At 44.8% G+C, this 15,563-nt stretch carries 13 protein-coding genes; 7 read left to right on the forward strand and 6 right to left on the reverse strand.

The genetic code is table 11. The annotated features are described in order from the left end of the window. The 3 genes from V5298_RS15385 to V5298_RS15395 form a co-directional block, all read left to right on the forward strand. Nucleotides 1–886, forward strand: an 886-nt coding sequence (locus tag V5298_RS15385) for an ATP-binding protein (protein ID WP_332932330.1), incomplete at its 5' end; no start/stop codon positions are given. Next, complete coding sequence (locus tag V5298_RS15390) at nucleotides 873–1,559, forward strand: response regulator (RefSeq protein ID WP_332932331.1); 687 nt, start codon at nucleotides 873–875, stop codon at nucleotides 1,557–1,559. The genes V5298_RS15385 and V5298_RS15390, both read left to right, overlap by 14 nt. A gap of 212 nt (nucleotides 1,560–1,771) precedes the next feature. Next, a complete protein-coding gene (locus V5298_RS15395; RefSeq protein WP_332932332.1) occupies nucleotides 1,772–2,068 on the forward strand; it encodes a hypothetical protein in 297 nt (98 codons plus the stop codon). 47 nt (nucleotides 2,069–2,115) lie between these two features. Here V5298_RS15395 and ihfB read toward each other — a convergent pair whose 3' ends face one another. From ihfB to gyrA, 6 genes are all read right to left on the reverse strand, one after another. Further along, a complete protein-coding gene (gene ihfB / locus V5298_RS15400; protein WP_216026326.1) occupies nucleotides 2,116–2,403 on the reverse strand; it encodes an integration host factor subunit beta in 288 nt (95 codons plus the stop codon). A 78-nt stretch (nucleotides 2,404–2,481) separates the two neighbouring features. Continuing rightward, nucleotides 2,482–4,152, reverse strand: coding sequence for a 30S ribosomal protein S1 (gene rpsA / locus V5298_RS15405; protein ID WP_332932333.1), 1,671 nt, complete (start codon nucleotides 4,150–4,152; stop codon nucleotides 2,482–2,484). 130 nt (nucleotides 4,153–4,282) lie between these two features. Continuing rightward, nucleotides 4,283–4,957, reverse strand: a complete 675-nt coding sequence (cmk, locus tag V5298_RS15410; RefSeq protein ID WP_332932334.1) for a (d)CMP kinase — start codon at nucleotides 4,955–4,957, stop codon at nucleotides 4,283–4,285. A gap of 145 nt (nucleotides 4,958–5,102) precedes the next feature. Further along, on the reverse strand, nucleotides 5,103–6,386 hold the full coding sequence (gene aroA / locus V5298_RS15415) for a 3-phosphoshikimate 1-carboxyvinyltransferase (protein ID WP_332932335.1): 1,284 nt from the start codon (nucleotides 6,384–6,386) through the stop codon (nucleotides 5,103–5,105). A 6-nt stretch (nucleotides 6,387–6,392) separates the two neighbouring features. After that, nucleotides 6,393–7,478 carry a 3-phosphoserine/phosphohydroxythreonine transaminase gene (serC, locus tag V5298_RS15420; protein WP_332932336.1) on the reverse strand — a complete coding sequence of 362 codons (1,086 nt, stop codon included), beginning with the start codon at nucleotides 7,476–7,478 and terminating at the stop codon, nucleotides 6,393–6,395. Nucleotides 7,479–7,567: 89 nt separating this feature from the next. Then, a complete protein-coding gene (gene gyrA, locus V5298_RS15425; protein WP_332932337.1) occupies nucleotides 7,568–10,264 on the reverse strand; it encodes a DNA topoisomerase (ATP-hydrolyzing) subunit A in 2,697 nt (898 codons plus the stop codon). Between the two features lie 289 nt (nucleotides 10,265–10,553). Here gyrA and ubiG point away from each other — a divergent pair, with 289 nt between their 5' ends. The 4 genes from ubiG (at nucleotide 10,554) to yfaE (ending at nucleotide 15,493) form a co-directional block, all read left to right on the forward strand. Then, nucleotides 10,554–11,258 (forward strand): bifunctional 2-polyprenyl-6-hydroxyphenol methylase/3-demethylubiquinol 3-O-methyltransferase UbiG, encoded by a 705-nt coding sequence (gene ubiG / locus V5298_RS15430; protein ID WP_332932338.1) that lies wholly within the window; start codon nucleotides 10,554–10,556, stop codon nucleotides 11,256–11,258. Nucleotides 11,259–11,678: 420 nt separating this feature from the next. Next, complete coding sequence (nrdA, locus tag V5298_RS15435; RefSeq protein ID WP_332932339.1) at nucleotides 11,679–14,003, forward strand: class 1a ribonucleoside-diphosphate reductase subunit alpha; 2,325 nt, start codon at nucleotides 11,679–11,681, stop codon at nucleotides 14,001–14,003. A 72-nt stretch (nucleotides 14,004–14,075) separates the two neighbouring features. Then, nucleotides 14,076–15,206, forward strand: a complete 1,131-nt coding sequence (nrdB, locus tag V5298_RS15440) for a class Ia ribonucleoside-diphosphate reductase subunit beta (RefSeq protein ID WP_332932340.1) — start codon at nucleotides 14,076–14,078, stop codon at nucleotides 15,204–15,206. Between the two features lie 14 nt (nucleotides 15,207–15,220). Continuing rightward, entirely contained in the window at nucleotides 15,221–15,493 is a 273-nt protein-coding gene (gene yfaE / locus V5298_RS15445) for a class I ribonucleotide reductase maintenance protein YfaE (protein ID WP_332932341.1), read from the forward strand. Nucleotides 15,494–15,563: the final 70 nt, after the last annotated feature.

Raw genomic sequence — 15,563 nt, forward strand, 5'->3', positions numbered from 1 at the left:
ATGTTTGGCAACCGTCATCGTATTTGCCCTAATTGCGATCCCTAAAATGCTAGCCCCGTTTCGGGATGTATTGCGCTGTGTGAATGAGTTGGAAGAAGGCCATTATGAATTAGCGCCAAATGAAGTTAGACAAGATGAGTTTGGCGACTTAATGAATAAAGTGTATTCCTTAGCGCAAGTCCTGAAAACAAACCGGGAAACAAAAAATCGCTGGTTTGCTGATATCTCCCATGAACTGCGAACACCGCTTACCATATTATCTGGCGAGATAGAGCTCATTAAAGCAAAAGTACGTCCATTGAATGACGAACAGATCTTATCCATCGAACAGGAAGTGGTACGGTTGCGCCGTCTGGTTGATGATCTATATCAGCTATCGTTAAACGATATCGGCGGACTTCGTTATCATTTCGAATGGGTAGATTTATCCAAGATTATACTCAGCCAAGTTGAATGTATTCGTCACACTGCGGATGAAAAAAATCTGCAAATCAGCCATTCCTGTGCAGATAAGTGTGAGATGGAAGGTGATGAACAACGCCTAGGGCAACTTATACTCAACCTGTTGGTTAATGCCATTACCTATACCGATAACGACGGTATCATTAGCATTTCCGTTACCTTTACAAATGATCATATCACCCTCATTATTGAGGATTCTGCTCCGGGTGTTGATGAAAAAAATATCCATGCGCTGTTTGAACCCCTTTACCGTACAGACAGCTCTCGCACACGAAAAACCGATGGTGCCGGCCTTGGTCTGACAATCTGTCGCTCCATTGTCGTGGCTCACCAAGGAACAATAACCGCCCTCCCGTCAACCTTAGGCGGTTTGCGCGTTGAAGTTAACTTGCCCCGAACTTTGAGGTCCCATGATAGCCGCTAAAACTATACTCATTGTTGAAGACGAACCTAAGATTGCACAAATTCTCGCTGACTATCTTGCCATGGAAGGCTTTGAGTCACGCATCGTCGGCGACGGTTTATACGCTGTTGAGGAAGTAAAAATGTATCAACCCGCAGCAATCATCCTCGATCGCATGTTACCTAACGTGGATGGACTGACAATCTGCAAGCAGGTTCGGCTGTTTTCTCAAGTACCGATTTTGATGCTTACCGCAAGAGTGGAAGAAATAGACCGTTTAGTCGGCTTAAATACAGGTGCTGATGATTATGTTTGTAAACCTTTTTCCGTACGGGAAGTGGTCGCGCGGATCCACACCATTTTACGACGCACCCAACAGACTCAAACCACAACCTCACCTTCCCTACTCACCTTTCGATATATCACCTTAGACTGTGAGCGTTATAGTTGTATCTCTAATAACGAATATGTAGAACTTACCCCCGTAGAGTTTCGTTTGTTGAAAACCCTTATTACAAAACCAGGTGTGGTGTACACCAGAGATACGCTGATACAACACTGCTATGATGATGGACGTATTGTTAGTAATCGTACAGTAGACAGCCATATGAAAAATCTGCGTCACAAAATCAGTATTGCAAACGAACCGCCGTTAATTCAGGCCGTTTATGGGGTGGGATATAAGGTGGCTTGACGCCATCTCAACTTCACTAAGGGTTCAATGTTTCTGCACATTGACTGCATAATTTGGTATTACACTCTGGGCTTCCTGTAATACAGACTGTCTCGTCACCTTTTCCAAGGAACTGCTCGCAATGAATACATTTACGCTTTTTTTCCGTGCCACAGTTTGCTTCGGTTTAGTGTTTATTTCTACAGCGTCCATACTAATGAAGGGGGAATAACATGAAATATTTCATCATATTGATGGCGTTAGTTTCAAATATTGCCTTTGCCCACAATAATAATGCGCAGGAAAAGGAAACCAACTTGGATCCCTGCCAGAACAAGCACAAGAAGGAGCCTTGTAACTATATGAATGAAACACAAAAGGCTGTTGGTACTTGTCAGTTATTTTCTGACACGTTAATTTGTGTAAGTAACCCGCCAGTGGAAAATGGAACAAACGCAGCCAAAGCGGTATTATTGAAAGAATATCGCATGAGCATTGATGTCAACCACAGTGGTGCTGTGTACTTTTAGCCAGAATTCATAAACAAAAAAGCCGCACAATGTGCGGCTTTTTTAATTTAGCTAACAGCGCTATCAACCCGTTCTCTTAATTCTTTACCCGGTTTAAAGTGAGGAACGTACTTGCCGTCCAACTTCACTGTATCACCCGTTTTAGGATTTCGTCCTACACGTGGTGCCCGATAATGCAGAGAAAAGCTACCAAAACCCCGGATTTCAATACGCTCACCTTTTTGTAAGGTTTGCGCCATCTGCTCCAAAATTTCTTTTATCGCCAGCTCCAAATCTTTTGCTGGGATGTGTCGCGCTTGATCCGCGAGCCGTTCAATTAGTTCCGACTTGGTCATTTAAAACCTCTCTCGTAAAACAGTTATTTTACAGCTACTACGGGGTACGGGCGCAAAAGTTCACGCCCGTAGAAGCAATTATTCGCCTTTCGCAGCTTTAAATGCTTCAGCCATCGCATTCGCGAAGCCGCCGTCATCTTGCTGGTTAACTTTTTCGATAGCTTCTTTTTCGTCAGCCTGATCTTTCGCTTTAACAGACAGGTTAACTGTGCGATTTTTACGGTCTACGCCCATAAATTTCGCTTCGATGCTTTCGCCTACGCTAATCACTTCTGAAGCATCTTCTACACGGTCGCGAGACAAATCTGCAACACGAATGTAACCTTCCACTTCTTCAGCCAAGTTAACTGTAACGCCTTTGGCGTCAACAGCAGTAACTGTACCGTTAACGATAGCACCTTTCTTGTTATCTGTCAGATACTTGTTGAAAGGATCTTCTTCGATTTGCTTAACGCCAAGAGAGATACGCTCACGCTCTGGGTCGACTTGCAGAACAACCGCTGAGATTTCATCGCCTTTCTTATAGTCACGAACTGCATCTTCGCCAGTTTTGTTCCAGCTGATGTCAGATAAGTGAACCAGACCATCGATGCCACCGTCAAGACCAATGAAAATACCGAAGTCAGTGATAGACTTGATCTTTCCAGAAACCTTGTCGCCTTTCTCGTGAGATTTAGCAAACTCTTCCCAAGGATTCGCAATGCACTGTTTCAGACCCAAAGAAATACGACGACGTTCTTCATCGATTTCCAGAACCATCACTTCAACAGTGTCGCCTAAGCTAACCACTTTAGATGGGTGGATGTTTTTGTTAGTCCAATCCATTTCGGATACGTGAACCAAACCTTCAACACCATCTTCGATTTCTACGAAACAACCGTAATCAGTCAAGTTAGTAACCTGACCTGTGATCTTAGTACCTTCAGGGTAACGACCAGAAATGTCGTGCCATGGATCATTGCCCATCTGCTTCATACCCAGAGATACACGTTGCTTCTCTTTGTCAAACTTCAACACTTTAACGTTGATTTCGTCACCAACGTTAACGATTTCGCTTGGGTGCTTAACACGTTTCCAAGCCATATCGGTGATGTGCAGTAAGCCGTCAACGCCACCTAGATCCACGAATGCACCGTAATCAGTCAGGTTCTTAACGATACCTTTGATTTCGTGGCCTTCTTCCAGGTTAGCCAATAAGGTTTCGCGCTCTGCGCTGCTTTCTGCTTCAATAACAGCACGACGTGAAACAACAACGTTGTTACGCTTGGCATCCAACTTGATTACTTTGAACTCAAGCTCTTTGCCTTCCAGGTGGGTAGTGTCACGTACTGGACGTACATCTACCAAAGAACCTGGCAAGAATGCGCGTACACTGTTAACTTCAACAGTGAAACCGCCTTTGACCTTACCGTTGATAACGCCTTTAATTGTGACTTTATCTTCGTAAGCTTTTTCCAGCTCAACCCACGCTTCGTGACGCTTCGCTTTTTCACGAGACAGGATTGTTTCACCGAAACCATCTTCTACTGCATCAAGGGCTACATCTACAGAGTCGCCAACAGCGATTTCAAGTTCGCCTTCGGCGTTTTTGAATTGGTCGGCTGGTATAGCACTTTCTGATTTCAAGCCTGCATCAACAAGAACGATGTCTTTGTCGATAGAAACAACAGTACCTTTAACAATAGAACCAGGACGTGTTTCTAATTCCTGTAGGCTTTCTTCAAAAAGTTGTGCAAAATTTTCAGTCATATAAGTTCAGTTAATTTTAAGTTGACAACCACATTACAGTCCGGATAACGTGGGGTTACTAACAAAAATCGTCACATCCTGTGTCGACAAATAACATTTTAACAGAAACAGTCAGCGTAACAGCTACGTATTAACGTAGTTTGGCGTTGATGATTTCCATCGCTTTATCATACACTTGCGTTATATCCAAGTGTGTAGAATCTATAATTACCGCATCTTCAGCCGGTACTAATGGCGCTATCGCGCGATTCGCATCACGATCATCCCGCGCTTTAATATCGGTTAAAAGGCGCGCAATATTAACATCCATCCCTTTGTTTTTCAACTGGCTGTAACGGCGCTCTGCTCTAGCTTCGGCACTGGCGGTAAGAAACAGTTTCACGCCAGCATCAGGAAAGACCACCGTCCCCATGTCTCGTCCGTCTGCCACCAAGCCCGGTAGTTGTTGAAATGCCCGTTGACGACGCAATAAGGCTTCTCTCACCCGGGGTAAAGCCGCGATTTGTGAGGCTGCTGCGGCAACTTGCTCCGTGCGAATATCGTCGGTGACGTCTTCGCCTTCCAGAATGATCCGCGCAGATTTACCCTCGGTTTCAAAATTGACATCAAGGCCACTGGCCAACGGCACCACACATGCCTCGTCATCAATAGGTAAATCATGATGTAATGCTGCTACAGCCAAAACACGATAAATCGCGCCGCTGTCAAGGAAATGCCAGCCGAGATTTTCAGCCAACAAACTGCTTAGGGTTCCTTTACCCGCTCCACTTGGTCCGTCTACCGTGACGACAGGGATAGGTTGCATGCCCGCTCCACTTAAAAAAAGGTTAATTAATCGATCGCGCGCAATTATACGCACCTCTTCTACATAAGCAATGCCGACTATAGTATTGTCGGCACCCTTAACGTCTGGCGTTGAAAAACCAACTTACCCTTTTAAATGACACGAACTAGTGGCAAATAGTTGCAAACCGGGAAAAATAATCTGGGAAGGTTTTTGCCGTACAACCCGGATCGTTAATAGTCACTGGCGTATCACTGAGTGCCACCAACGAAAAGCACATCGCTATCCGATGATCGTTGTACGTATCGATAGTGGCATGTTTCAACTGTTTACAAGGCCACACCCTAATATAATCATGGCCTTCTTCAACCTCCACACCCAGCTTTCTGAGTTCTGTTGCCATGGCAAAAAGTCGATCTGTTTCTTTAACGCGCCAGTTATAGATATTTCTTATAGAGGTGGGCCCTTCTGCAAACAATGCCGTCGTGGCGATGGTCATTGCCGCATCAGGAATGTGATTCATATCCATATCCACACCTTTTAACGGCGCGCCCTGTATTTCAATTGCATCCGCATGCCAGGTCACTGTCGCGCCCATGGCTTCTAATACATCAGCAAATCGAATATCACCTTGAATGCTTTGACTACCTATACCAGTGACTTTCACCGTTCCGCCTTTAATGGCACCTGCAGCAAGAAAATAGGAGGCTGATGACGCATCGCCTTCCACCAAAAAGGTACCCGGCGACCGGTACGTTTGCTTGCCTTTAACCTCGAAACTGGCGTAATCGTTATTCACCACCTCAATGCCGAATTTGGCCATGGTATCAAGGGTGATATCAATATAAGGCTTTGAGACTAGCTCCCCTTTAATACGAATAAGCGTGTCGCTCTCGAATAAAGGCGCCGCCATAAGCACCGCGGTTAAAAACTGACTTGAGACACTGCCGTCAACAAACACCTCGCTTCCAGATAAGGCGCGCCCTTTTATTTTCAGTGGCGGAAAGCCCCCTTGTTTGAGGTAGGTAATATCAGCACCAATGTGATTGAGGGCGTCGACGAGATCGCCAATTGGCCGCTCTTCCATACGGGGTTCTCCGGTTAAGGTAACCTCCACATAACTGGCTGCAAGTACCGCACATAAAGGACGCATGGCGGTGCCTGCATTGCCTAAGAACAATTCTAATGGTCCATCCTGTTTACCGAATTTTCCACCCACGCCCTGAACCACACATTGGGTTTTACAAGGGCTAAGTTGATACTCTACCCCTAGCTTTACCAATGCATTGAGCATGTGTTGAATATCTTCGCTATCCAATAGGTTGGTTAACGTTGTTTGCCCTTCTGCCAACGCCGCTAACAAAAGTGCGCGGTTAGACAAGCTTTTCGATCCGGGGACGTTAACCTCGCCTTCCACGCGACTGACTGGCGATAATGTGAGTTGTTCCATTGCCATCTACCCGTGCTTCTTCTCAAATTGCTGCATAAATTCCACCAGGGCCACAACCCCTTCAATTGGCATAGCATTGTAAATACTGGCACGCATTCCGCCTACAGAACGGTGGCCTTTTAACGCTAACAGGCCGGCGTCAGCGGATTCTTCTAAAAATAACCCATTTAAACTGTCGTCTGCCAAATGAAAAGGCACGTTCATCCGCGAACGGTTTTCAGGATGCACTGGGTTGCTGTAAAAATCACTGCTATCAATGGCGCTGTATAATAATGCCGCCTTTTCTTTATTACGTTGGGCCATGGCATCTAGCCCGCCATTACCTTTTAACCACTTAAAAACCAAACCGGCTAAGTACCAGGAAAACGTTGGCGGCGTGTTATACATGGAGTCGTGTTTGGCCATTAATTCGTAATTAAAGATAGAGGGCGTTTCTTTGCGTGCCTTGCCAATAAGGTCATCTCGTACAATCAGAACCGATAAGCCTGAAGGCCCGATATTCTTTTGCGCACCGGCATAGATAATGCCATGACGGCTGACATCCAAAGGTTGAGACAAGATACAAGAGGACATGTCAGCCACCAAAGGCACATCACCGCTATTGGGTAACCAGTCATAGGCAATACCATCTACGGTTTCATTGGGACAAAAATGTAAATAGGCGGCGGACTGATCAATGGTATCAGGGGCAGGTTTAGGCACAAAACGCAGGCCATCTTTTTCGGTGGTTTCACCAATCACTTTGGCATGATTGTACTTTTGTGCTTCGGTCACCGCACCTTTGGACCAAGAGCCGGTAACCAGATGTAATGAGGTATCACTTTCAGAGGAAATATTTAACGGCACAGAGGCGAACTGGCCGCGGCCGCCACCATGGGCAAACAGCACTTTATAATTGTCAGGTACGCCGAGTAAATCACGTAAATCCTGCTCTGCGGTAGCCGCCACTTCAATAAACGCTTTGCCGCGATGACTGACTTCCATGACGGAACAGCCAGAGTCACGCCAGTTTAAAAATTCACTTTGTGCTTGCGCCATGACTTCTGCTGGCAACATTGCCGGCCCTGCACTGAAGTTATATACGTTATTCATATCTCTATTTAATACCTGTAAACAAAACAAGCGGCCAAAGCCGCTTGTTAAAGAAGGATCAATGCGCCCCTATCAAAAGGGCGCCGTGCTTATTCTTCCGTCGTTGGCTTATCATTTTCGCTGCTATCCGCAGCGGCATCTTCATTTATTGATGCTTCAACGGTGTCTTCCCCGTCTTCATCTAGCTCAAGGTCTTCATCAATCACCTCTTCGATGCGTTGAAGTCCGACAACTTTTTCATCTTCAGCGGTGCGGATAAGACGAACGCCTTGGGTATTTCTGCCAACCATTGAGACCTCATCAACCCGGGTACGAACCAAGGTGCCTTGATCACTGATCAACATAATTTCATCATGGCTGTCTACCTGCACAGCCCCCACCACTTTACCGTTACGTTCGGACACTTTGATCGAAACCACACCTTGTGTCGCACGACTTTTCGCAGGGTAATCTTCCAGCGGTGTACGTTTTCCATAACCATTTTCAGTGGCGGTTAAAATTGCGCCATCACCGCGAGGAACAATCAGTGAAACCACACGTTGCCCCTCTCGTAAACGGATCCCTCTAACACCGGTTGCAGTACGTCCCATTGGACGCAAGGCCATCAGCTCTTCACCCGTTTCGGGGTCGCGCTTCACTTCGCCGGTTTCTGAATCGCGTAATTTTTCATTAAAGCGTACAACCTTACCTTCATCAGAGAACAACATAATATCGTCGTCACCATGGGTAATGGCTACACCAATGAGTTCATCACCGTCATTAAGGTTAACGGCAATAATACCATTGGAACGTGGTCTAGAATACGAACTCAGATCGGTTTTCTTCACCGTACCATTTGCCGTTGCCATTAACACAAACTTGCCTTCTTCAAATTCCTTGATAGGCAATATAGCGGTAATACGTTCGTCATCTTGTAACGGAAGAATATTTACTATTGGTTTACCACGGGCATTTCGACTGGCAAAAGGTAATTGATACACTTTAAGCCAGTACAAGCGTCCACGGGTAGAGAAGCACAAGATATGATCATGGGTATTGGCAACCAATAAACGTTCGATGATATCTTCATCTTTCATTCGTGTGGCAGACTTACCTTTACCGCCACGACGCTGGGCTTCGTATTCGGTCAGTTTTTGGTATTTCACATAGCCCTCGCGGGACAAGGTGACAACCACGTCTTCCTGTTCGATCAGATCTTCAATATCAATATCATGACTTGCTGCCGTAATTTCTGTACGACGTTCATCACCAAATTCTTCACGTACTTTTTCCAGCTCTTCGCGAATCACTTCCATGAGACGCTCCGGGCTACGCAATATATGAAGTAATTCGGCAATAATGTCGAGTAATTCTTTGTATTCACCAAGAATTTTTTCGTGTTCTAAGCCGGTTAACTTATGTAAACGCAGATCAAGAATCGCTTGAGCTTGCTGTTCCGTTAAATAATATTTTCCGTCTCTGATACCGAATTCGGGCGTTAGCCAATCCGGTCTGGCCGCATCGTCACCGGCTCTTTCGAGCATATCGGCCACATCGCCTAACTGCCAGCCTTGGGAAACCAAGCCCTTTTTCGCTTCAGCCGGGCTGGGCGACGCTTTAATTAATTCGATGATAGGATCAATATTGGTTAGCGCAATGGCCAACCCTTCTAAGATATGGGCTCGATCCCGGGCTTTTCGCAATTCAAAAACCGTACGCCGCGTAACCACTTCACGACGGTGAAGGATAAAGGCTTCCAGCATTTCTTTAAGGTTAAATACCTTAGGCTGGTTGTTATCTAATGCCACCATGTTGATACCAAATACCGTTTGTAACTGGGTATTGGCATACAAATGGTTTAATAACACTTCGGCAGATTCGTTACGTTTGACTTCGACAACAATGCGCATGCCGTCTTTGTCCGATTCATCACGTAATGCAGAAATGCCTTCGATGCGTTTTTCTTTTACCAGTTCGGCGATTTTTTCAATCAACCGCGCTTTGTTCACCTGGTATGGAATTTCGTTAACGACGATGGTTTCTTTGCCATTGGCGTCGGTTTCTATTTCCGCTTTTGCACGTAAATAAATTTTTCCCCGGCCAGTACGGTAAGCATCGTCAATCCCCTTACGTCCGCTGATCATCGCGGCAGTGGGGAAATCCGGCCCTGGGATATATTGCATAATATCGTCAATGGTGATGGACGGATCTTCAATTAACGCAATACATCCGTTGATAACCTCTGTCAGATTATGCGGCGGAATATTGGTCGCCATCCCCACAGCAATACCGGAGGAACCATTCACTAATAAATTAGGGACTTTGGTTGGGAGAACATCGGGAATGTGCTCTGTACCGTCATAGTTAGGTACAAAATCTACGGTTTCTTTTTCCAGATCAGCCAATAATTCGTGGGCAATTTTTGCCATACGCACTTCGGTATAACGCATTGCGGCAGCGGAATCTCCATCCACCGAGCCAAAGTTACCCTGGCCATCTACCAACATGTAACGCAAAGAAAAGGGTTGCGCCATTCGTACAATGGTGTCGTACACTGCGCTATCACCGTGTGGGTGATACTTACCTATAACGTCACCCACCACACGTGCGGATTTTTTATAAGGCTTATTGAAATCGTTCTTAAGTTCGTTCATCGCAAATAAAACGCGACGGTGTACGGGTTTGAGACCGTCTCTTACGTCAGGCAACGCGCGCCCGACAATAACGCTCATCGCATAATCGAGATAAGAATTCTTGAGTTCTTCCTCTATATTAACGGGGAGAATTTCTTTAGCGTTATCAGTCATAAACTGCTATGTCCCTTGATTCAGATTATCAGCGTATTGACTACAATAAACTTACAAAAGCCTATCATATCACCGCTTTCTTATATTATGGGGTGTACAAGTAATCTGTAAGTGTATCACCGGATGAAAAATTAATGTAGCGCTTAATCAGGGGTCTTTACCTTAGTGAATATCAAGCGATTAATTTTCACTCAAATAAACCCTTCAAGGCGCAGAAACATCCCTTTTTTGTGTCATATCATGTATCTTTAGCCAATATTTTTCTGTTAGCAGGATAAAAACAAAGCCTATGTCAAACGTGGATCACGAGGAAATCAGCAAATTCAGTGACTTAGCCTCACGATGGTGGGATACAGAAAGTGAATTTAAACCCTTACACCTAATTAACCCCTTGCGACTGGATTATGTTCAGCAACACTGCGAGGGTTTGTTTGATAAGCAGGTGCTTGATGTAGGCTGCGGTGGCGGGATCCTGACAGAATCCATGGCGAAAATGGGCGCCAACGTTACCGGTATCGACTTAGCCGAGGCCTCATTAGAAGTGGCAAAACTTCACAGTTTGGAATCCGGTGTGGCGGTGGATTATCACTGTGTAGCTGCGGAAGACTTTGCCTCTGAACATGCCGCATCATTTGATGTGGTCACCTGTATGGAAATGCTGGAACACGTACCCGACCCTTCTTCAATTGTTCAAGCCTGTGCGCGACTGGTTAAACCCGGCGGCCATGTTTTCTTTTCTACCCTAAACAGAAATATCAAGTCTTGGTTGATGGGCATTGTCGGCGCAGAATACATTCTGAATCTGGTCCCCCGCGGCACCCATCAACATGGACGCTTCATTAAACCCTCAGAACTGATGGCGATGACAGATCAAAATGATCTGGCGGTTTGTCACGCCACCGGATTGCACATGGATCTGTTAACTCGACAATTTTACCTATCCGATAAAAATATCGATGTTAACTATATTATCCATACGCAAAAAACCGCCTAAAATCACAACATGTAGTGTTAGTGGATACCTTTTAGCCTACATGTCGTATTTATGAACGACCCAAAAATTGCAAGTAAAAAAGTTTTGTCGCCAATATTAACCCAAATAAAACGGTTGCATTTGTCCGATCTTTGCTTAGCCGACCCTTACTAGGTGAGTTGTTACTAACCTAAAATGAAAGTCGGTTTAAGTGGGCATTTTAACACCAGATATTGAGTTGCAATATGGGTCAAACCTCACTATCTTGTGTTGAGTCTTCGGTGGTAGCGATACCACCGACACGACCTTAAATGGGATCCCTCGATGAATATTCGAGATCCTGTTTGCGACAAGACTAAATATCGCTGCAATTTCTATCAAAAACGATGAATAGGGTTTTAACCCAAGCTTCATGCGCTAACAAACTAACGGCCAACACGAATGAAAAACAACCTGTATGTCACCAAACGCAATGGCGAAAAAGAAGTCATTGATTTGGATAAAATCCACAAAGTGATTACATGGGCAGCAGAAGGACTCAGTAATGTTTCTGTTTCCCAAGTAGAGATCAAAGCACAAATTCAATTTTACGACGGCATAAAAACCGGTGAAATTCACGAAACGCTCATTAAATCTGCCGCAGATTTAATCTCTACAGAGGCTCCTGATTATCAGTATTTAGCCGCCCGACTCGCTATCTTTCATCTACGTAAAAAAGCCTACGGCCAATTCGAACCGCCTACTCTTTATGCCCATGTGCAAAAAATGGTAGCGGCAGGCAAATACGATGAGCACCTGTTGTCTGATTTCACTGAAGAAGAATTCAATGAAATGGACAAATTCATCGATCATTGGCGCGACATGACGTTCAGCTATGCGGCGGTGAAACAACTAGAAGGTAAATATCTGGTTCAAAACCGGGTCACCGGTGACATCTACGAAAGTGCACAGTTTTTATATGTATTGGTCGCGGCTTGTTTGTTTGCCGATTACGACAAAGCTGACCGCCTTGGGTATATACGTCGTTTTTATGATGCCGTATCAACCTTTAAGTTGTCATTACCTACGCCAATCATGGCCGGTGTGCGTACCCCTACTCGTCAATTCAGCTCCTGCGTACTTATCGAAACCGGTGATAGCCTTGATTCCATCAACGCCACTGCCAGTGCCATTGTAAAATACGTGAGTCAACGGGCGGGTATTGGTGTCAATGCGGGGCGCATCAGAGCACTAGGCAGCCCAATTCGCGGCGGTGAAGCCTTCCACACAGGTTGTATTCCTTTTTATAAATACTTCCAGACTGCTGTAAAAAGCTGTTCCCAAGGCGGTGTACGTGGCGGCGCAGCCACCTTGTTCTATCCCCTTTGGCACATGGAAGTCGAATCCCTGCTGGTACTAAAAAATAACCGTGGTGTGGAAGAAAACCGTGTACGTCATCTCGACTACGGTGTGCAATTTAACAAGTTGATGTATCAGCGCATGATGAAAGACGATTACATCACCTTGTTCAGTCCCTCAGACGTGCCGGGGTTATACGACGCATTCTTTGCCGATCAAGATAAATTTGAACGCTTATATGTGCAATACGAACAAGATGAAAGTATTCGTAAAAAACGTATTAAAGCCATGGAATTGTTTAGCCTGTTTATGCAAGAGCGGGCTTCCACAGGCCGTATTTATCTGCAAAACGTGGATCACTGCAATACCCATAGCCCCTTTGATCCTGCCGTAGCTCCTGTAAGACAAAGTAATTTATGTTTGGAAATTGCCCTGCCCACCAAACCCCTCGAGCATGTGAATGACGAAAATGGGGAAATCGCACTGTGTACCCTTTCTGCCTTTAACTTAGGGGCCATTAATTCACTGGATGAATTTGAAGAGCTTTCAGATCTTGCCGTGCGTGCTTTAGATAGTTTATTAGATTATCAGGATTATCCGGTTCCCGCGGCCTATCATGCCACCATGAATCGCAGAACCCTAGGTATAGGTGTGATTAACTTTGCCTACTATCTTGCAAAAAATGGGGTGAAATATTCAGACTTCAGTGCGAACTCTCTTATCCATAAAACCTTTGAAGCGATGCAGTACCACTTGCTGAAAGCCTCGGTTAATCTGGCCAAAGAAAAAGGCGCATGTCCTAAATTTAACGAAACAACCTATGCAAAAGGCCTGCTTCCCATTGATACCTATAAAAAGGATCTGGATAAAGTATGTGATGAACCTTTGCATATGGATTGGGAAGGGCTACGTAAAGACATTCTTCAATACGGGTTACGTAATTCCACCCTTTCCGCGTTGATGCCGTCTGAAACGTCGTCGCAAATATCCAATGCCACAAACGGCATAGAGCCACCCCGTGGGCATATTAGTATTAAATCCAGCAAAGATGGCGTACTAAAACAAGTGGTACCCGAATACGAATCGTTAAAAGACAAATATGAATTATTGTGGGATATTCCGTCCAATGATGGCTACCTGCAACTGGTAGGCATCATGCAAAAATTCATCGACCAAACCATTTCGGCCAATACCAGCTACGATCCTGGCAAGTTTGAAAGTGGTAAGGTGCCAATGAAATTGTTACTTAAAGATCTGCTTACAGCATACAAACTCGGTGTCAAAACCCTGTATTACCATAATACTCGTGACGGCAACACCGACAGCAGTTCAGTGGCTGTAAAACAAGTACAGGAATCTCAGCCTGATGCACAAACCGCTGTGATAGAAGAAGACGATGATTGTGCCGGCGGCGCCTGCAAAATTTAACCGTGCATTAAGACGGGGTTTTCCCGTCTTAACTCTCTTACCATAACCCGTATATCGAGCGATTCAGCAGTTATGAAATACACGACTTTTAACCAGAAAAGTGTTAATCCGTTAATCGAACCCATGTTTTTCGGTAATCCCGTTAATGTTGCTCGCTATGATCAACAAAAACACGCTATTTTTGAAAAACTGATAGAAAAGCAAATCAGTTTTTTCTGGCGTCCGGAAGAAGTGGATGTCACTCGGGATCGTGTGGACTTTCAAAAACTCACCGAGCCTGAGCAACACATTTTTATTTCGAATCTTAAATACCAGACGCTTTTAGATTCTGTACAAGGGCGTAGCCCCAATATCGCTTTTCTACCTATTGTTTCGTTGCCAGAATTGGAAACATGGATAGAAACCTGGTCATTTTTTGAAACCATTCATTCCCGTTCGTACACGCACATTTTGCGTAATTTGTTCTCTGATCCTAGCAATATATTTGAAGATATTGTTGTTAATGAACAAATTAAACGTCGTGCCGCTGATATTTCAAAATATTATGATGATCTTATCTTCCATACCCAGCTTTGGCAGACCCAGGGCGAAGGGTTTCATACCGTGGAAGGTAAAACTTACGAAGTCAGCATGCGTGTACTCAAGAAAAAGCTCTATTTGTGCATGAATTCAGTGAATGCCTTAGAAGCCATTCGTTTTTATGTTTCCTTTGCCTGTACATTCGCATTCGCCGAGCGTGAATTGATGGAAGGAAATGCTAAAATTATTCGTTTGATTGCCCGGGACGAAAACCTGCACCTGTCTTCCACACAGCACATATTAAATTTGTGGGCCAAAGGAAAAGATGATCCGGAAATGGCAGAAATTGCAAAAGAATGCCATGAAGAAGCCCGCCAAATTTTCATTAATGCAGTGGAGCAGGAAAAAGAGTGGGCAGAATATTTATTCCAAAATGGCTCAATGATAGGCATGAACAAAGAGATCCTTTGCCAATACGTTGAGTATATTGCCAATCAAAGAATGAGCGCCATAGGCTTCGGCACGCCCTTTGATGTCAAAAGTAATCCATTACCATGGATGAACAACTATCTGAACTCTGATAACGTCCAGGTGGCACCTCAGGAATCTGAGATAAGCTCCTACCTCGTGGGTCAAATAGATTCATCCGTTGGTGAAGGTGATTTCGCTGACTTCGAGTTATAATTTAGTTTACCCGAATGGGCAAAAACGATAAAACACGCCGCATTGATATCATCGATGTGGCGTGTATTGATTCCCAAATCGATAAAACGCTGCTGGAGTCTCTGGAAGCGTCTGGCATTGATTGCCACTTCCATTGTCGGGATGGATTTTGTGGTGCTTGTCGAACCGCCTTGCTATCAGGGACAGTGGAATACACCACCGATCCCCTCGCCTTTATCGATGATGATGAAATATTACCTTGCTGTTGTTATCCCACCACCGATATAAAAATTGATATTCCCCGCTAGGTGGGTCGCTTTTTCTTAAGCACCAACACAATACCCCCTAAAATGGCCACACTGGCAAGAAGTATACGGG

Origin of the sequence: Alteromonas sp. 14N.309.X.WAT.G.H12 (assembly GCF_036697315.1) — a bacterium.
In the GTDB taxonomy this organism is placed as follows: domain Bacteria; phylum Pseudomonadota; class Gammaproteobacteria; order Enterobacterales; family Alteromonadaceae; genus Alteromonas.